We start from the raw sequence: 18,747 nt of genomic DNA, 5'->3' as shown, positions 1-18,747 counted from the left end.
GCTCAGTCATGCAGGAAATGGGCAGTCTTGTCGTCCAGATGATCGGCCAGACCGTTGGCGCCGCCCTGGCTCAGGGCCCCTCCGAAATCGGAACGCTGCGCGGCGACCTGACTGATATGGGCGTTCAGCAGAACATCCGTAATCCTCCAGCCCGATGCCCCATTTGTCATGATGTAGTCGATGGGCACGACATCGCCGCCATCCGTGCCGCCGATCGTCGTATCGACAATCACACCACCGGTCGGGTTCGGACGCGTCTGTGAGGAAATGGTAAAGGCTGCCTGCGCCTGAGGCTTAAACGACGCGGCATAATGGGCGATCGTGAACTGCCGGAACGACCCCAGCAGACGCGTACGGTCCGAAGGACTGAGACTGTTGTAGCGCACACCCACCGAACGACGGAGAATCGCTTCCAGATCAAAAGCATGGTCCACGGCAGGAGCGATCATCGTCGCACGCTGCTGGGCGGTTTTCCCGGTTTTCTGAGCGGCCTTCAGAGCGTCGTACAGGGCTGCGACAGGGGCGACGGCAGAAGCAGAATCCGCTGGCGAGGCCACAGCCGCTGCATCGGCCAATGCAGCCGGAGAAAAAGCCGCCAGCACAACAGGGCCCGTCAGGAGGCAGGCAGACAGAAGGGACAGAGTCACTTTCGGGGAAAAACGGCAAATCATGATCGTACTTTCGTCCTGGTAGACAATTCCGGGCATAGAGATCAGGTTCATGACACAATGTATCAAGTTCCCTGTATCAGGTTCTCGCATCCATAGGACCATCTGTGCTCCATTAGCCACAGGGCCGGTACGAATTATGCAGCCTGACATTGAGGCGAACACGACAATGGGTCTATAGGCAGACAATCTAATGCCCGATGGTCCTTCACGTTTCCCGACTTCCCGGAGCCGGGACAGGAAAGAAGGCCACGGGCCATCCACGATGTGCAAGGCCCCGGGCGCCCTATTGGACGCACCTTCCGGAGGCTAGAACCAGAGGATTATAATGGCCGTTCCTTTGATGCAGGCTGTCCGAGTCGGACGGTACGTTGTCAAGCAGCACCTCACGGGCCGCAAGCGATATCCGCTGGTCCTGATGCTCGAACCGCTGTTCCGCTGCAACCTGGCGTGCGCCGGCTGCGGCAAGATCGACTATCCCGCGCAGATCCTGAACCAGCGTCTCAGCCTTCAGGAATGCCTGGATGCCGACACGGAAGCCGGCGCTCCTGTCATTGCAATCGCCGGTGGTGAACCCCTCCTGCACAAGGAAATGCCCCAGATCGTCAAAGGTTTGATCGGGCGCAAAAAATACGTCTACCTGTGCACGAACGGGCTGTTGCTGGAAAAGAAGCTCGACGATTACGAGCCCTCCCCGTTCTTCTCCTGGGACGTGCATCTCGATGGCGATCAGGTGATGCATGACTCCTCCGTGTGTCAGGACGGTGTGTACGACCGGGCCGTAGCGGCGATCCGTCTTGCAAAATCCCGTGGCTTCCGCGTCTCGATCAACTGCACCGTCTTCGACGGAGCCGTGCCGGAGCGCCTTGCCGCCTTCTTCGACGAAGTCATGGCTCTCGGCGTTGACGGCATCATGACGGCTCCGGGCTACGCCTATGAGCGCGCACCGGATCAGGAGCACTTCCTGAACCGCCAGAAGACAAAGCAGCTTTTCCGCGACGTTTTCCGTCTCGGAAAAGGCAAGAAGTGGCGCTTCACGCAGTCCCCGCTTTTCCTGAACTTCCTGGCGGGCAACGAGAACTACCACTGCACCCCCTGGGGCAAGCCGCTGCGTACGGTCTTTGGCTGGCAGCGTCCGTGCTATCTGCTCGGCGAAGGTTATGCCAAGACCTTCAAGGAACTGATGGACGACACGGCCTGGGAGCAGTACGGCACAGGCGCATACGAAAAGTGCGCCGACTGCATGGTCCACTCCGGCTACGAATCCACAGCCGTCATGGACGCCGTCGCACGCCCCTGGCACATCGCGAAGGTCGCCCTTTTCGGTCCCGAGACCGAAAAGCCGATGGTTCCGGAAATCTCGCTCGCCAACCAGCGCCCTGCCGAATACGGCTATGAAGCGCAGGTCCAGCAGCAGATGGAACGCATCTCCACAGGTGCTAAGCCGGCTCGCGGCCCTCGCGTCCGCGTCAACGGTCGGCCGGCTGCCAACACCGTTTCGGAAGCGGCAGACGCAGCAGACTGAGAACTGGCCTTCTTCGATCTGCGTAAAAAAAACCGGCTCCATGCGAGCCGGTTTTTTTATGGAAAAGCCTCGCGTCTACGGTCAGCAAATGAAGGGCATGGCATCCGTCAGTCGTCCTGTTATGCTTGAGCCATTCATTATTCTGGCCGGACCATGCTGACCCCTATTCTTGTTATCTGTCTGCTCATTTTCCTCAATGCCGTGTTTGCCATGGGAGAAATGGCTCTCATTTCGGCAAAACGGCCACGGCTGGAGGTTCTGGCCAAGCAGGGAGTCCGTGGGGCTACAACCGCAATCCGGCTGGCGGAAGATCCACACAGCTTTCTGCCAACCGTTCAGGTCGGCATGACGCTGGTGTCCATTCTTGAAGGTACGTTTGGCGGCAGCCAGATGGAAGGTACCGTCACGCCCTGGATTGCGGACATTCCTTCGCTCCGTCCGATCGCCAGCGAAGTCTCGATGGTTCTTGTCGTTGCCATCATCACCTTCGCCATGCTGGTTTTCGGTGAACTGATTCCCAAACAGATTGCCCTGCAACAGCCGGAGACCATTGCCTCACGTCTGGCCTGGCTTCTGGTGGGCGTCGCGCGTGTGGCACAGCCGATTGTCTGGCTACTGAGCGGGACATCCTCTCTGGTCCTCCGGGCGCTCCGTATCGGCCCCCTGACGCGCGCTGCCGTGACGGAAGAGGAACTGAAGGCCGTTCTGGCCGAAGGTGCACGGGCGGGCGTACTCGAAACTGACGAACAGGCCATGATCGAGCGCCTTCTGCGTCTGGCAGACCGACCGGTGAGAGCCATCATGACGCCGCGCAATGAACTTTTCTGGATCGACAGACATGCGGATCAGGAAACGCTGGTCCGCAAACTGCGCCAGTCTTCATACGCGCGGATTGTGGTCTGTGAAGGAGATGTCGACCATCCTGTTGGTGTCATTCTCGCCAAAGACATCATGGATCGACTGCTCCTGAAACTGCCGGTTTCCGTTGATGCCGTCCTGCGTGAGCCCCCCGTCATCCCCGACAGTCTCAGCGCACAGGACATGATCGAGCGCATGCGCGGGGTCAATCTCGGAATTACGTTTGTTCTGGACGAATACGGTTCTTTTGAAGGCATCGTCACACCATCCGATGTGCTGGAAGCGATTGTCGGTGAGGAAAAAACGGAGTCGTCATCATCGGAACTACAGGCCGCTGAAGGCGAAGACGATTATGTCTTTGAAGGCTTCATGCCTGCGGATGAACTGCGCTCGCGCCTCAACCTTCCGGAACTCCCTGGCGCCGGGGGCTATCATACCCTTGGCGGTGTCATGCTGGCACTTCTCAGGCGCGTTCCCGCACGGGGAGACAAGGTCGCGTTCGGCGGATGGCTGTTCGAGGTTCTGGAAATGGACCGCCGACGTGTTGGCAAGGTCAAGGTCAGTCGGCAGATTCTCGCCGAAGACTGACCTGACGACTTCAGGCTTTACTGACGAAAAGCGCCTGTCTCTCGCTGACAGGGGCATAGGCGCCCTGATTGCCATAGTTCTGCGGCAGAGCCGCCGCTGGGGTTGATGTCAGCAATTCAATCACGCGCTTCTGGGCCGTGATGGCTCTTTGCAGAAGTTCACCATTGCGATTGCCCAGTTCGGTCATCTGGTCCAGCAAATCGCGATAGGGCAGCGCCGACGACTCCTGCTGTACGGGATTCTCTTCGTCATCCGGGCAGCAGGGGCAGAGGTCCTGTTTACGGTCATTGGCGACCGAGACCTCCTGCTCCAGCGTTCTGGCAGCATTCTGCTTGTCGGGCAGGAGCGCCAGAGCATCCGGGATGCGCGCTTCTTCCAATGCAGAATTTTCCGCTTCCAGAATGGCAATCAGCCGCTGCATGGCCGGAATAATGGACGCGCTCATTTCTGCTCCTGCATGGCCAGCATCTGACGGTTGATTGCATCCGTCATGCCAATACCACCGTTGTTTTCCATCTGTTTGGCGATCTGCTCCACCAGCATGGGCCGAAACTGCTTTTCTCCGGCTCCACCACTGAACATGCTGTCGCTGTCGTCGTCCGTTGCGAACATGGGCTGAAGCATCTGATTGATGGCCATTGATTCGAAATCCTGGGCGGATTTTAACGTCTTGGCCGGATCTGCCTTCTGGCCGTGCAGCGGAAATCCCTGTGATAGGGTGCCGGTGGTCGAGGATATGGTCATCAACGCATCTCCAGTTCTGCCTGCAGGGCACCATCAGCCTTGATGGCCTGCAGAATGCTGATCATGTCTCTTGGCCCCACACCCAGAGCGTTCAGTCCCGCAACAAGCTCCCTGAGCGTTGTGCCGCCAGGGACAACCGCCAGATGCTGGTTCTTGCCCGTATCGACCTTGACGTTCGTACGGGGCACCACAGCCGTCTGACCATTGGAGAATGGGCCCGGTTGGGAGACCTCGGGCGTTTCGGTCACCTGTACCGTCAGATTTCCCTGCGCTACGGCAACAGTGCTGATCCGGACATCTGCTCCCATGATGATGGTTCCGCTGGCTTCATCCACCACCACCTTGGCAGGCGTATCCGGCGTCACGAGCAGATCACCGATCCGCGAAAGTGTAGGAACGGGATCGTGGCTGCTCAGATCCAGTAGGACGGTACGGGGATCCTGAACATTCGCAATCGGCCCGAAGGTCCGGTTGATGATCGCTGCGATCCGACTCGCTGTTGTGAAATCAGGATTTCGCAGACTCAGGTGAAGATTGGATCGATGGCTGAGGTCGAAAGGCACTTCCCGCTCGACGATGCCACCATTCGCGATATGCCCGCTCGTCGGCACATTGCGGGTGATGGAGGCAGCAGCTCCCCTGGCCGAAAACGCGTTTGTTGCAAGCGATCCCTGCGCAACCGCATAGACTTCACCATCCGCCGCCATCAATGGTGTGACCAGAAGCGTGCCTCCCGTAAGGGAGGAAGCATCACCCGCAGCTGAGACCGTCACGTCAATCCGGTTTCCTCCATGAGCGAAAGCCGGGAGATCTGCCGTCACCATGACGGCCGCGACGTCATGTGTCTGAAGCTGTGTTTCCTGATCGCGGATGTTAACGCCCAGGCGATTCAGCATGGAAATCAGCGTTTCACGCGTAAAAATTGTATTGGTCAGCCGGTCACCGGTGCCGTTCAGCCCCACGACCAGACCATAACCGATCAGCTGGTTGCTTCGCACGCCTTCCATATCCGTAATGTCCTTGATGCGGACACTGGCTGCCAGAGCAAAACCCGGAAGCAGAAGCAGCCAAACGCAAACAAGCGCAGTAAGCCGGTGCATCAGGATGTGAAAAGATGACGGAGATCGCAGAATAAAACGCATGGGCGACGGGGGGTATCCTGATGCCTGCAAGACAGGTCTAGGGGTCTCAGGTATTGAGGATGGCCTTACAGGGTAAAGAAACCCCTAACGGAGACGCAGATTTCCGCCCTTTCCGATAGACAGGCAAAAACATGTTCGGGGTTGGCGGATGCCGCTGGGGTAGCTATAAGCCGCGCGTTATCGCCTGCGGCTGTTGGAAGCGGACGTCGGCGGATCAGCCAGGGATTGGATGCGCATGATTACGCTGCCGCCGGATTATAGGCCTTCCGACAACGAAGAGTTCATGAGCCCGCTTCAGGTCGAGTACTTCAGGCAGAAACTTCTGCGCTGGCGTGTCGATCTTCTGAAAGAGGCCGATGGAACGCTTGCGAGTCTCTCGGAAGGGGGAATCCATGAATCCGATATTACCGACCGCGCCAGCGTCGAAACGGATCGGGCTTTCGAACTTCGAACCCGTGACCGGGCCCGCAAACTGATCACCAAGATCAATATGGCGCTCGAACGGATCGAGGATGGAAGCTACGGCTTTTGCGAAGAGACGGGAGAACCGATCGGTCTGAAACGGCTGGAGGCCCGCCCGATCGCCACGCTGTCCATCGACGCGCAGGAGCGTCATGAGAAGATGGAAAAGGTCCATCGCGACGATTAAGACTTGCGCTTGGCGCGCTGACCCGTTACGAAGCGCGCCAAGGCAACGGTATGCTGCTGTAGCTCAGTGGTAGAGCACTCCCTTGGTAAGGGAGAGGTCGACAGTTCAATCCTGTCCAGCAGCACCATTTTTCCTTACTTCCCTAAAAATACGGAATACGTCGCAAGATTTATAAAGCTGCGATGCAGGACTATGGTATTCCTGATACCGGATATCGGGACATGAACTCCGTTACAATAAATGGAGGACACGTCATCTTGCCTTTGACAGCAGGCAAGATCGACCCCAGCAACGCTAATATTGCGTCCGAATGAGCCGCCTGCAACAGTGCTGCCTATATTGGCTTCTGGTATTTGAAAACCAGAACAAACTTTATCTTTCACAATCAGCCACCATTTCCCCTATTCCGATAATCTACAGAAACCGGATAGTGTTTATGGTTTCGTATTCGATAACGGCCTTGCGGGCCTATTCAAGCCAATGAATTCGTCAGGTCGCATGCTGGACAGTAATCTCTCTTACCTGACGGAAATTCATAATTAAGGGGAAATTTTCGCGCAGCGCGCATGGTCGGCCACTGCGGCGGGCTAAACCATCCGCACAGAACAAAGAGCAACTTCGGCTGCTCCCCATCTTTTTTTGTTATGACGAAACAGACTGCGTCGCTGTTATGAAAAAAGCCGCACCTTCTTCGGAAGGGCGGCTTTTTTCGTGGTTCTGTGCCTGAAATCAGTCGCGGCGGTCGCGGATTTTAACATAGGCGATCGCAGCATGCTCGGCGCAGTATGGCTTTCCAGGGAGCGGCGTTGCCCCGCAGAAATGAAAGCCCGGCGTACCGGGGTCGCCAATCGGCCAGCAGCATGAAGGACCACGCCGCGTGGGGCGGTCGATACCTGCCGTCGAAAACCGCGGTGGCATGGCTGGACGGGGTGCAGGAGCCACACGGGGTTCCGGTTTAGGAGGCGTGACGGCAGCCTCCCGATGTGACGCAGCCACATCCTTCTGAACCGGAGGAATGACACGAGCCGCAGCAACAGGCTGGACAGGAGCCTTGGGAGGTTCAGCGGCGGGAGCCTTGCGGGGAGGTGCTGCAGACTTCTCGGCGGGTTTTTCCATAGTGCCTGAAGCGGATTTTTCCAGGACGACATCCTTGCCGTCTGCAAACAGGTCCGACGCGGCAGACTCTGTCGCCTTGGCACGGGAGGGGCTTTTGCGACGGGGCGCGGCTTCTGCCGTTCCTGCTTCACCGTCCGCGGCTTTGCGATTACGGATGGGAGAAGGGCGGGGAGGCAGACCCAGACGGTGAGCCTTGCCGACAACGGCATTCTTGGTGATGGAGAGCTGGCGGCCGATTTCGGCGGTCGAAAGTCCCTGACTCCACAGATCGCGAAGTCTGGCGATCGTCTCGTCCGTCCACTCCATATGTTCGTTTCCCTGTCCCGCTTCGGTGCCTGATATGGCCCGATATGCTGTTGATCTGCAGTCCCGGCCCACCGGACCCGAAACATCTTCGGGAGGCTTCTTACCAGAAACTCCCCGCCGCGTCGAAGGCGCTTCTTATGCGGCCGTTTCCGCGACGCGCTGAAGCTCCACAAGACCGTTCACAACGGCCAGCGCAATCTCGCCGCGCACCAGCGCCTGGGCATCCAGACCGAAGAGTTCGCGACGCCAGCCGCGCAGTGCGCCGACATCGGTCTCTCCAAGAGCAATCAGATCAAGATCTTCCGAAGAGGCGACCAATCGGGGCGCCACCTTGTGCTCTTCGCATTTGGCGGCCAGAAGAACCCGCAGAAGCGCCACCAGAGCGGCTGAGGGCCGCACCCGTTCGGATTTCGACGGTGCTTTCGGAAGTTCGGATTCCGGGCATTCCTGAGCAATACAGATGGCCTCGAGCAGCCCTCTGCCCATCTTGCCCTCGGCAAAACCCCGGGTCACACCCCGAATACGGGAGAGCGCTTCAACCGTATCCGGATGAACGGCTGCGATTTCCAGCAGGCTTTCATCACGGATGACGCGCTGGCGGGGAATATCGGCATTCTGCGCTTCCTGTTCGCGCCATGCGGCCACTTCCCGCAGAATAGCCAGCATCCGGCGGTTGCTGGTGCGGGCTTTCAGCTTTTCCCACAGGCGGCGGGGATCCGGGCGGAACGTCTTTTCTTCTGTCAGAATTGCCTGCTCGGAGTCGGCCCAATGCAGACGGCCCTGCTCGGCAAGCTGTCTGCGCAGGGCCTCATAGACCGTGCGCAGATGGGTCACATCGGCGGCGGCATACGCGATCTGGGCACTGCTCAGCGGACGAGCCGACCAGTCGCTGAAGCGATGCGCCTTGTCGATGCTGCGACCAGTGATCGCACCCACAAGACTGTCATACCCCACCTGATCGCCGAAACCGGCAACCATGGCGGCAACCTGCGTATCGAAGACCGAGACCGGAAGACGATCGAAAATATGAAGGAAAATTTCCAGATCCTGCCGCGCGGCATGGAAAACCTTGATGCAGTCCGGCTTGGCCAGAAGATCACCCAGCGGCGCAAGGTCAATGCCGGGAGCGAGCGTGTCTATCAGGACAACATCCTCGGTTCCCGCGAGTTGCACGAGACAAAGCTCCGGCCAGTAGGTCTTTTCCCGGACGAACTCCGTATCGATGGTCACGAAAGGCTCGTGCTGCAGTTTTTCGCAGATACGGGCCACCTCCTCGCTGGAGGTCAGGAGAACGGGAGTCGGGAAGGTCGGAGCTTTCGAGCGCATGACACGATCCTACACAAAGCGCAGGATCGTGACCACGCCCCTCACGTCCTTCCCTTACCCGTTTTCAGGGCTACTCAGGGGAGAACGATCAAAGAGACTGGTCGATCCATGCTTTGAGCTGGCTCTTCGGCAGCGCACCCATCTGCTGGGCAACCGGCTTGCCGCCCTTGAAGACGATCAGCGTCGGGATGCTACGGACGCCATACTTCGTCGGGGCTTCGGGGTTGGAGTCGATATTGACCTTCGCAACCTTCAGACGGCCCTGATACTCGGCGCCGATTTCTTCAAGCGCCGGTGCGATCATCTTGCACGGGCCGCACCATTCCGCCCAGAAATCAACCAGAACCGGACCTTCGGATTTCAGAACGTCTGCGTCGAAGCTGCTGTCGCTGACGGCAACGGTGTTTGCGCTCATGAGTGTGTTCCTTGTGGCAAATGAAGTTTCTGAAAACGGATATCGGCTGCCATGCCCCTCACTGCAAGGGGCTTTTGATGTGGATCAAGACCTTTGCAACGCCTGATCCAGCAGCGAGGCCGGAAGTGTGACAACGGCAGGCCCTTCCGTCCAGACCAGCGAGCAGTGAATGTCGTAGCCGGGATGAAGTTGCTCCAGCACGGCACGATAAGCCGCCATCTGACGCAGATAGACGACAGGCGTCCGATCGGCACGCAGCTGCGGATTGCGGTTCGTCTTGTAGTCGCAGATCCAGATCTGTCCCTCCCCGATCCGCAGACGATCGACCTGCCCGAGCACGACGCGCCCGTCACTGACACCCGAAATCGGCTGTTCGGCGCGGCCTCCGGGCGCAAAGAGCGGCGCGAGATCCGGATGGGACAGAACGCCCAGGACCTGTCCGGCCAGACGATGGATTTCCGACTCCGTCAGACCGAGGGCCCGTCGGGACAGCCAGCGCACCGCCACAGCTTCACGCTCTGCCACCGGGGTTTCCGGCAGAAGCTGAAGCAGACGATGAATCATGGTCCCGCGTCGCATGGCCTGTTCACGCATCGGCGTGGGACGACCGGCCAGAAGCTCCAGCGGGGAACGGGCAGCGGGGAGTTCGCCAAACTCGGCCCCATCCGGACGGCTGGGCGCGAGCGGACGCGTCAGGGCATCTTCACGCTGGGCAATGAACGGCTTCCAGTCGGGAGCACGCCCCATCCAGTCCGGCAGTGTTGCACAGGGGGCTTCGGCCGCTCCGGGCCTGAATGAAACCGGCGCCAGCGTGCGGTCTTCTTCCAACACGAACCGTTCACCTTCCCAGCCGAGATCCATCGGTTCGGAACGGGCATTCGCCAGTTGCTTAAACCCCGCCTCGCACTGCCGGTACCAGCTCTTGTCATCCGGCTCCCGCTTGGCGCCGGCCCCGCAGATCACCAGCCAGTCACTGGCCCGGGTCAGAGCGACGTAAAGCAGGCGGTTGCTTTCCGCTCGGGCTTTTTCGGAATCCCGTTCGGATAGAGCGGCTGTGACCTCCGTGCCCATGCCCTTCTTGGGGACCCAGAGTGGAAGTTCGAAGGCGCCTGCCTCTTCCCACAGGAAATCGCTGCCAGGTGGCGGTTTGGACGTCGTATCCGGCATGACAACCAGACGCGCCTGAAGCCCCTTGGAGCCATGAACCGTCATGACGCGAACGGCACCCAGATCGCTCTCGGCCTCGCGCTTGCTGGTGATCTCGCTGGCTTCGAGCCAGTGCAGGAAGCCCTGAAGCGACGGAGGATGCAGCCCTTCATAGCGCAGGGCCGCCGTCAGCAGTTCATCCACCGGTTCTGCGGCTTCTGGCCCCAGACGCCGCAGAAGCCGCGTGCGTCCACCATGCTGCCCCAGCGTTTCGGCGAGCAACCGGTACGGAGACGCATAATCGACACGTGCATAGAGCGTGGACAGCATCTCCCATGCTGCACGCCAGTCCTCCCGTTCCCGGTGACGATCCCGCAGAACGGTCCAGAGCGGCTGGCCTTTCGGGCCGAGGGCATGGGCCGTGCCATTGCGGGTGGCGAGCGCCATCAGCGAATCGTCCGTAAGCCCTCCCAGCGGCGATGTGAGGACGGAAGCCAGCGTCAGATCATCCTGCGGCAGAAGCAGGGCCGCGCAGAGCGTCATGAGATCGCGGACCGCGACCTGCTGCGTCAGCCCAACCCGGACCAGCGTTGCGACCGGCACATTGCGCGATTTCAGAGCCCGGATCAGCGAGCGCAGGAACGGCGAGCGACGGGGGACGAGGATCAGCACGTCCCCCGCTGTCAGAGGCGCCTGCCCCGGCTGGGGCGGACGCCCGATCTGCCGGTCAATCCATTCCGCAAGCGCTTCGGCGAGGCGCTGGGGCGCGCTGCGCTGTCCGGTATTGGCGGAAGGCGCGCGCCAGGGCGTCAGGCCCTCGTCATCGTCCTCGCCCTGAACGACGGGGACGAGCGGCCACAGTTCCACGCGCCCCCCCTGCCCCGGACGGGCCGAGACATGCGGGCGGAGGGTCTTTTCGCCTTCCTGCAACAGGCCATGCGCGGCCAGAGGCTGGGAAAACACCGCATCCACGAAGGACAGAACAGGCAGGACCGAGCGGAAAGACACGTTCAGTTCCGGATCGCGCCATAGCAGCCCGGCATTGCGGACCCGATCCGCGAACTCGGTGCGCCAGCGATGGAATTCTTCGGGCTGGGCGCCCTGAAACCCGTAAATCGACTGTTTGTAATCGCCGACCGCGAAAATCGTGCGCGGACGCGGCCCCATGTCCCACGCGCCTTCGCCCGCAAAGAACTCGGAAGTCAGTGCCCCGGCAATTTCCCATTGCAGGCCGGAATTATCCTGCACCTCGTCCAGCAGCAGATGGTCGATGCCACCATCGAGCTTATACAGCACCCAGGCCGCACCCGGATCCCGCAGAAGGTTGCGGGTTTCCTGGATGAGATCATTGTAATCCACCAGACCACGGGCGGACTTGCCGTCCTGAAACGCCGTCAGCATCGGCGCGGCCAGACCGAGCAGGGCCCGGTTCAGCAGCAGCAGACGCAGGCTTTTGAGGCTGGATTGAAGGTCCACCAGACGTTGCGCCTCGTCTTCCAGCAAAGGCGCAATGCTCGGAACGGCTTCCTGTGCCTTCTTGGCGACGATCCGGTTCATCTGCCGAACGGTCCCCTTGTCCGTCAGCAGACATTTCGCCCAGACGGCCGGTGCCCGCTCTGCCGGTTCCGTCCCGAGCCATTCCAGCATCTGTTCGACGTTGACGCGGGCGGTGGGTGTCACAAGCCCGAGCACATCACGCAGTCCGGCCCGCAGATCGTCTTCCTTCGGAGGGCGACAGGCGAGGGCCTCAAGATCCTCAAGGCTCTGCTGCCCGGCTTTCAGCGCCTTGCGATAGGCGCTGACCACACTGTCCGGCAGGGTCGCCCAGCGCTCCAGCAATGGCCGGGCGCGGCTTTCCTCCATGTTCAGTGTGCGGATACGCCTGAAGAAATCGTCCAGCCCCACCGTGCCAGCCACATCGGCCGCAAGCTCCGGCGCGCGGGCGAGGCCGTCTTCCATCGCCTCACGCAGCGCCAGTGTCGTGTCCGTCTCTTCCATCAGCGTGAAATGCGGATCGACTGACGCTTCCAGCGGGAAACGCCGCAGCAGCGACTGACAGAACGCATGGATCGTCTCGATCCGCAGGCCACCGGGCAGATCCAGAACACACAGGAACAGGGCCCGCGCACGCGCCCGGGTCTCGTCCGTATTGGGAACATCGAGGCTTTCAAGTTCCGCCCCCAGCGTCGCATCCGGCAGCGAGACCCAGCTTCCCAGCTTCTGCTGAAGGCGGTTGGCCATCTCGGCGGCGGCGGCCTTGGTGTAGGTCAGGCACAGGATACGCGAGGGATGCGCGCCATCCGCCAGAATGGTGTCGCCGTCCTCGGTCTGGACATAGAGCGGCAGCATGAGCCGAAGCAGACGGTCGATCAGCAGCTTGGTCTTGCCCGAACCCGCCGAGGCCGAGACGAACACCGAAGCGCGCGGATCGGACGCCTGACGCTGCGTGCGGTCGGCAGCAGCAATGACTTCGTCGCGGGTGACGGGGCGGGAAACGGGGTGCATCACAGGCGGCATGTCGTTCATTCGCCCTCTCCTTCCGCATAGGCCGCGCGCCATTCATCCACGCGGGCAAGCTGCGCGTAATCCGTGTAGCGCGGGACATGTCCGGCCCAGGGCTGGGAGCGGTAGGGCTGATCGGGGGTATCGTATTCGTCCACGAGGGTCCGGAGCTTTTCCATGGCCTCGGCAATCAGGGTCGGCGCATCCGTATGAGCGCGCGAACCCGGCACTTCGCTCTCTTTGCCGGGATCGTCTCCGCCCGTCAGATGCCAGTAGAGCAGTTTCTTTGTCTCAACGGCCGGAACGTCCCTGAACGCCCCTTTCGCCAGAAGCGCACCTTCGAGCACGAGCTGGACGGACCAGCCTTCCGCAACGTTCTTTCCGCTCGGTGGCTGCCCGGTCTTGTAATCGAAAACAGTGGCCAGACCATCGGCACCGATATCAATCCGGTCCGCCCGACCGCGCAACTCGAACGGCGCGAAAGCCGCCTCAAGACGGAAAGACGCCGTGACTTCCACGAACCGGCCCAGCGCCGGGCCGCTGTCTTCCATCTCTAGGCGGTAAGAGGCTTCCTTTTCCGCCACCCAGTCCGCAATCCGGGCCAGACGCGGGCCCCACCAGTTCACAAGGGCCGGACGCATATTGGCCTTCGCCAGCTCCTCGGCAAAGACGCGGCGCAGAATGGCGCTCGCATTGGCGGGCCAGCGCTCGGGAAAGTCGCGCAGAACGCGTTCCATCGCATCATGCACGATCATGCCGAAATCGGCGTGCTCCGCGCCTTCCTCCAACGGTTTGAGAGCCCGGAGCTTCAGGACATGCTTGGCGTAGATCGCATATGGATCCTGCATCCACGTCTCAATTTCGGTAATGCTGAGCCCCCGTGGACGCAAAGCGACAGGTGGCCGTGGTTCGGGCGGCGCAACGGCTTCGGCACCCGCGAGCGGCTGATCCAGACAGCGCTGCCAGTCCAGCGCGGGATGCTCCGGCAGGCTCTGCGACCGGCCGCCGAGAAACGCCTCCATCCGCACCATCCAGCGCGCCGGAACACCGGGCGCACCCTCACGCCGGGCCGAACTGGCGAACACGGCTTCCTTCGAAGCGAGAATGGTCGAGACGAAATCATGCGCGCTCACGCCCGTCTGCCGCTCCGGCGAGGGCAACCCCACACGCACGCGCATCGGGCGACTCAGCCAGGGCCCCGGATCGGTCGCGGGCGGCCAGACGCCTTCGTTCAGGCCGCCCAGCACCACGACATCGAACGCCAGAAGCCGCGCTTCCAGCACACCCAGTATCGAGACGCGCGGATGCGCCAGTTCCACGCCGCCCCGATGCGCGCGCAGACCGGTCAGCATCTGTCCGGCCATGGACGTGTTGAGGAACGAATCCAGATGCGTCAGGCGCTGCGGCGGCAGAATACCGGTATTGACGATCAGCGCCGCCAGATGCCGCGACAGGGCCTCCCCATCCTCGCCCAGCCACAGACGCGCGCCCGGATGACGCGGCTCCTCCTCCGGAGCGTCCAGTTCGTCCGCCGTGGCGGCCAGCGCTTCCGCCGTATGGATCAGGCGTTCGAGCAGGTCCGGCAGGGGAATGGCCCCCTCGATGGAGAGAAGCGGATCGAAAGCCTGCTCGATCCGCGTGATGAAGGCAGCGGGGCCTTCCGGCTCGTCCGGGGCATCCGCGCTGGCCCCGTGATCCGGGGCATGTTTCTTCTGTGCATAGTCGTGCAGCGCAGCTTTCAGTCCGGCAATGCCGGGCGCAGGGGCAGGCCCGCGCAGCAGAAGCCGCTCCAGACGCCGGGCGGAAGCGTGGCAGTCCCCCGGCGTGCGGCCCAGAGCGGCGAGCGGATGTTTCAGAACGGACAGCAACGCGACGGGAGAAAGCTGCGCTTCCGCAGCGGTCGCGATCAGCCGCAGAAACACGGCGGCCGGGGTCTGGGACAGGGACTCGCCCGCACTGTCATCGGCATGGATCCCGAAACGCAGAAGCTCGGTGCCCACGCGTTGCGCCAAGGCCCGGTCCGGCGTGACGAGGGCGCAGGTTTTCCCGGCTTCGGACACGACATCGCGCAGGATCAGCGCAATGGCCTGCGCCTCCTGCTGCTGGTCCTGCGCCGGGAGAATGGAGAGCCTGTCGATATCGCGCGGGCGGCTGTCCTGCCCCCAATGAGCGATACCCTGTTCCGGCAACAGCACTTCGCGCAGCATCAGCTCGCGTCCGCGATCCCTGCCCCCATCCCAGTCCGTCAGTTCCTCACGGGACAGACCCAGATCCGTCAGGATTTCCTTCAGACCCGCCTGAGGATGCGACGGCGGCAGAGCAGCCCAGATCTCGTCCGCCATACCCAGATCCACACCCGGCAGGATCACGAGCCCGGCAGGTAGCCGCGCCACCACGGCCAGCACGTCCGACACCGCTGCCGATCCATCTGCGAAGCCCACGCCCCAGACCGGTGTTAAGGGCGGTTTTTCTCCCCAGGCGCGGGCCTGCGCCTTCAGACGCGCAATCTGCCGCGCCACCGGGTTGCACAGCCCCTCTTCTTCCAGCCATTTCGGCCAGACGGCAGTAACGATCTCCAGAAATTTCAACGTCTGCTGCCAGTGATCGGAGAAGCGCTCTTCCACCGCGTCCGGCAGGCGCTCGGCCAGATCGACACCGCTGCGCTCGGCCTCGTCCATCAGGTCCGCCAGCGCCTTGGCAAGCGGCCAGGCCCGGTCGATTCCTTTGGTGCTGTCCACACCGACACTCACAAGCGGCGTCTGAAGGATCAGCATCGACAGCACGGCCAGACGTCGCTGCGGCTCCACCGCCGGAGGCAACATGACGTCGATCCCGATAGAAGCCAGCGCGTCCTCGTCCACGTCATTGATCGCAACGATACGCGGCAGGAGTGCGGCCTGCGTGTCCAGAACCCGCAGGAAGGCCTCCATCAGCGCACGGCCCGCGCGGCGGCTGGGAACGAGGATCAGGCCCGGACCATCCGTTCGGGCGGCCGGATCGCGATCGAGCCATTCCTGCGCCACACGATCCAGAAACGGCTCCGTGCCCGCAATGGTGACGACGCCGCTCATGGCTTCAGTCCTGTCAGCCGACCATCGGGCCAGCCCGTCAGGTCAACAAGGCGAGCGTCCTCGGTCTTGCCGGGGGAGAATGTGAGATGCAGCGCGCCTTCCGGCAGCAGGTCTTCGGCCCGCTCTGGCCATTCGACCAGCATGATGCCTTCGCATGCCTCGTCCCATGCCAGTTCATGCAACGCATCCGGCCCGTCCAGCCGCCACAGATCATAATGGTAGGCCGCGCCCTTCGGCGTCTCGTATGGCTGGACAAGCGCAAAGCTGGGGCTGGGAACTTCCATCTGCGGATCCCGGGCCAAATGGCGCAGAAAGGCCCGGGAGAATGTACTTTTCCCCGCCCCCAGACCACCCGAAAGCGCAAGGCAGTCTCCGGGCGCACAACGGTCGGCAATCAGGGCCGCCAGAGTTTCGGTCGCAAGCTGGTCATCAAGGCGTATCTGCATGCCGCCAATGTGGACCCGACTGCCCGGTGCCAGCAAGGGCGTTCGGAGCCCGTTCAGCGACCACCGTTCCGAAGAAGATCCATCCACCGCGCCATGACGGCCTCTTCCTGAAACGCGGCGGCCCGCAGCCGGGAGGCGACCGACATGGCCTGACGCTGTTCGGGCGCGCGCATCAACTCCAACAGGGCAACGGCCAGGGCCTCCGGCTCTTCCGGCGGGACGAGCAATCCGGTCTCGCCGTCGCGCACGATTTCCGCAGGTCCCGTCTCGCAGTCGAACGCCACGACCGGCACCCCCGCCGATAGGGCCTCAAGCAACACCATCGGCAGCCCCTCATAACGCGAGGATCCCACGAACAGGGCCGCACGAGCATAATCGGCGTCGATCTCCCCGATAGCCGGCGCAATCGTCACGCGATGCAACCCTTGCGCCTGTTGCAGCAGGGCATCACGATCCGGCCCGTCCCCCCGGATCAGGAGATCCCAGCCCATGCTCGCCGGGTCCTGTTCCACGATCCGCCAGGCCCGCAGCAGCAGGTCATAGCCCTTCTGCTCCGTCAGACGTCCCGCCGCCAGAACCAGCCGGGACTCGGATGGATAGAGGCGATCCGTCACAGGAGGAGCCATGTTCGGAATGGCGGTCAGCCGGGCACGAACCGCCGTCCCTTCTCGCCACAACGCCGTGTCCCGCTGGGTCAGAACCACCACATCATCGGCCCAGCGCGCGGCGAGCTGCCGTCCCCAGACGCGCTTGCGGCGATTTAACGTCACGTTGAAGTTGAAATGCTCCCAGACCACGCAGCGCACACCCGCCAGCTTCGCTGCCGCCACGCCGTAAAGCGCATGAGTGGACTCCACGACCACCAGCGTGTCGATGTTCTCCCGTTTCAGGAAACGCGACAAACGCCACACGATCCGGAACCACGAATTGAAAATCTTTACCGGCCGGACGAACAGCGCGGTCATGGGAATCTCAGGCGACAGGGCAAAGGCCGGAGCGCCCGCGCCGACCAGTTCCACCAGCCGCACGTCGCACCCCTGACGTACCAGTCCGTTCATGACGGCACAGGCCGAACGCTCGGTCCCGCCGAGGCCCTTCAGGTCCTGAATTACAAACGTATATCGTACGTTCAATGCCCTACCCCAAGCCCTTCAAACCGATTATGAAACAGATCATGACGACTGCACCTCAGACCCTCAACACCGATGTCGCGATTGTCGGCGCCGGTCCGACCGCTCTCTTCGCCGCGTTTGAATGTGGCATGCTCAAACTGTCCTGCGTCCTGATTGACGCCCTCGACAGTGTCGGCGGACAATGTGCGGCGCTCTATCCGGAAAAACCGATCTACGACATCCCGGCCCATCCCGCTATCGAAGGCGGCGCCCTGATCGAGGCGCTCGAACAGCAGATCGCTCCGTTCGACGTCCCCCGTCTGCTGGGCTCGCGCGTCGAGACGCTGGAAGGCCATCGTGGGGATTTCACGCTGAAAACCGCACGCGGCGACGTCATCATCGCCAAAGCCGTCATCATCGCGGCCGGTGCCGGTGCGTTCGGGCCGAACCGCCCACCGCTCGACGGGCTCGAAGCCTATGAACGCACGGGCGCGGTGCAGTATTACGTCAAGAAACGCGCAGATTTCACAGGCAAGCGCGTCGTAGTCGCAGGTGGCGGCGATTCCGCACTGGACTGGGCGCTGTCCCTCTCCGACGTCGCCGAAAAAATCTATCTGCTGCATCGCCGGGATCGTTTCCGCGGTGCGCCTGAGACGCTGTCACGGATCGAGCAGCAGATTGAGGCTGGAAAGATCGAGAAGGTCGTGCCCTATCAGCTCCATGCCCTGCACGGCACGGACGGGGTGCTTTCCACCGTGGAAGTCACCACGCTTGAAGGCACATCGCGCCACATCGGGGCCGATGCACTTCTGCCGTTCTATGGCCTGTCCACCGATCTGGGGCCGATCGCCCTCTGGGGACTGGACACGCATCGTAACACCGTTCCCGTCACCCCGGCCACGCTGGAGAGCAGCACGCCCGGCATTTTCGCGATCGGGGATGTGGCAACCTATCCGGGCAAGCTGAAGCTGATCCTTCAGGGCTTCTCCGAAGGCGCCATGGCGGCCCATGCCATCCATGCCATCGTCCATCCCGACACGGCTCTGCATTTCGAATATTCGACCAGCAAGGGCGTTCCGGGCTAACGAAACGGAACAATATTTTCGTGGCGCTGAGCCGATCACGGTCAGTTC

The 18,747-nt window shown here is 61.8% G+C and carries 16 protein-coding genes and 1 tRNA gene; 6 read left to right on the top strand and 11 right to left on the bottom strand.

Annotated features, from left to right (window positions below; all coding sequences use genetic code 11):
* Positions 1-2 precede the first annotated feature (2 nt).
* Positions 3-722: an ABC transporter substrate-binding protein gene (locus tag A0U94_RS01110; RefSeq protein WP_244178037.1), complete on the bottom strand. Its 720-nt coding sequence runs from the start codon at positions 720-722 to the stop codon at positions 3-5.
* 274 nt (positions 723-996) lie between these two features.
* Here A0U94_RS01110 and hpnH point away from each other — a divergent pair, with 274 nt between their 5' ends.
* Both hpnH and A0U94_RS01100 read left to right on the top strand, forming a co-directional pair.
* The gene (hpnH, locus tag A0U94_RS01105) at positions 997-2,193 is read left to right on the top strand and encodes an adenosyl-hopene transferase HpnH (protein WP_062029862.1); all 1,197 of its coding nucleotides are present in this window, start codon (positions 997-999) and stop codon (positions 2,191-2,193) included.
* A gap of 153 nt (positions 2,194-2,346) precedes the next feature.
* Positions 2,347-3,639, top strand: coding sequence for a hemolysin family protein (locus A0U94_RS01100; protein WP_062109249.1), 1,293 nt, complete (start codon positions 2,347-2,349; stop codon positions 3,637-3,639).
* A gap of 10 nt (positions 3,640-3,649) precedes the next feature.
* Here A0U94_RS01100 and A0U94_RS01095 read toward each other — a convergent pair whose 3' ends face one another.
* Genes A0U94_RS01095 through A0U94_RS01085 form a run of 3 tightly spaced genes read right to left on the bottom strand, consistent with a single transcriptional unit; the run spans position 3,650 to position 5,525 of the window.
* Entirely contained in the window at positions 3,650-4,084 is a 435-nt protein-coding gene (locus A0U94_RS01095) for a flagellar protein FlgN (RefSeq protein ID WP_062029866.1), read from the bottom strand.
* Complete coding sequence (locus tag A0U94_RS01090; RefSeq protein ID WP_197460430.1) at positions 4,081-4,383, bottom strand: rod-binding protein; 303 nt, start codon at positions 4,381-4,383, stop codon at positions 4,081-4,083. The genes A0U94_RS01095 and A0U94_RS01090 overlap by 4 nt, the downstream gene beginning before the upstream one ends.
* Positions 4,383-5,525 carry a flagellar basal body P-ring protein FlgI gene (locus A0U94_RS01085; RefSeq protein ID WP_077802187.1) on the bottom strand — a complete coding sequence of 381 codons (1,143 nt, stop codon included), beginning with the start codon at positions 5,523-5,525 and terminating at the stop codon, positions 4,383-4,385. The genes A0U94_RS01090 and A0U94_RS01085 overlap by 1 nt, the downstream gene beginning before the upstream one ends.
* 235 nt (positions 5,526-5,760) lie before the next feature.
* Here A0U94_RS01085 and dksA point away from each other — a divergent pair, with 235 nt between their 5' ends.
* From dksA to A0U94_RS16305, 3 genes are all read left to right on the top strand, one after another.
* Entirely contained in the window at positions 5,761-6,174 is a 414-nt protein-coding gene (dksA, locus tag A0U94_RS01080) for an RNA polymerase-binding protein DksA (RefSeq protein WP_062029923.1), read from the top strand.
* 52 nt (positions 6,175-6,226) lie between these two features.
* A tRNA-Thr gene (locus A0U94_RS01075) sits at positions 6,227-6,301 on the top strand.
* Between the two features lie 257 nt (positions 6,302-6,558).
* The gene (locus A0U94_RS16305; RefSeq protein WP_077803768.1) at positions 6,559-6,717 is read left to right on the top strand and encodes a glycoside hydrolase family 68 protein; all 159 of its coding nucleotides are present in this window, start codon (positions 6,559-6,561) and stop codon (positions 6,715-6,717) included.
* Between the two features lie 186 nt (positions 6,718-6,903).
* Here the strand turns inward: A0U94_RS16305 and A0U94_RS01065 are convergent, their stop codons facing one another.
* From A0U94_RS01065 to A0U94_RS01035, 7 genes are all read right to left on the bottom strand, one after another.
* A complete protein-coding gene (locus A0U94_RS01065) occupies positions 6,904-7,596 on the bottom strand; it encodes a GcrA family cell cycle regulator (RefSeq protein ID WP_077802186.1) in 693 nt (230 codons plus the stop codon).
* Between the two features lie 135 nt (positions 7,597-7,731).
* Complete coding sequence (gene rnd, locus A0U94_RS01060; protein ID WP_062029872.1) at positions 7,732-8,922, bottom strand: ribonuclease D; 1,191 nt, start codon at positions 8,920-8,922, stop codon at positions 7,732-7,734.
* An 88-nt stretch (positions 8,923-9,010) separates the two neighbouring features.
* Entirely contained in the window at positions 9,011-9,337 is a 327-nt protein-coding gene (trxA, locus tag A0U94_RS01055) for a thioredoxin TrxA (RefSeq protein WP_077802185.1), read from the bottom strand.
* Positions 9,338-9,421: 84 nt separating this feature from the next.
* Positions 9,422-13,009 (bottom strand): double-strand break repair helicase AddA, encoded by a 3,588-nt coding sequence (gene addA / locus A0U94_RS01050; protein ID WP_077802184.1) that lies wholly within the window; start codon positions 13,007-13,009, stop codon positions 9,422-9,424.
* Complete coding sequence (gene addB / locus A0U94_RS01045; RefSeq protein WP_077802183.1) at positions 13,006-16,056, bottom strand: double-strand break repair protein AddB; 3,051 nt, start codon at positions 16,054-16,056, stop codon at positions 13,006-13,008. Before addB ends, addA begins: the two co-directional genes overlap by 4 nt.
* Positions 16,053-16,502: a tRNA (adenosine(37)-N6)-threonylcarbamoyltransferase complex ATPase subunit type 1 TsaE gene (gene tsaE / locus A0U94_RS01040; protein ID WP_077803767.1), complete on the bottom strand. Its 450-nt coding sequence runs from the start codon at positions 16,500-16,502 to the stop codon at positions 16,053-16,055. Before tsaE ends, addB begins: the two co-directional genes overlap by 4 nt.
* A 53-nt stretch (positions 16,503-16,555) precedes the next feature.
* Positions 16,556-17,635 carry a glycosyltransferase family 4 protein gene (locus A0U94_RS01035; RefSeq protein ID WP_077802182.1) on the bottom strand — a complete coding sequence of 360 codons (1,080 nt, stop codon included), beginning with the start codon at positions 17,633-17,635 and terminating at the stop codon, positions 16,556-16,558.
* A 41-nt stretch (positions 17,636-17,676) separates the two neighbouring features.
* Here A0U94_RS01035 and A0U94_RS01030 point away from each other — a divergent pair, with 41 nt between their 5' ends.
* Complete coding sequence (locus tag A0U94_RS01030; protein ID WP_077803766.1) at positions 17,677-18,699, top strand: NAD(P)/FAD-dependent oxidoreductase; 1,023 nt, start codon at positions 17,677-17,679, stop codon at positions 18,697-18,699.
* Positions 18,700-18,747: the final 48 nt, after the last annotated feature.

It is taken from the genome of Gluconobacter albidus, from assembly GCF_002005485.1.
GTDB classification, from domain to species: Bacteria; Pseudomonadota; Alphaproteobacteria; order Acetobacterales; family Acetobacteraceae; genus Gluconobacter; species Gluconobacter albidus.
This window is presented reverse-complemented; position numbering and strand designations above follow the sequence as displayed.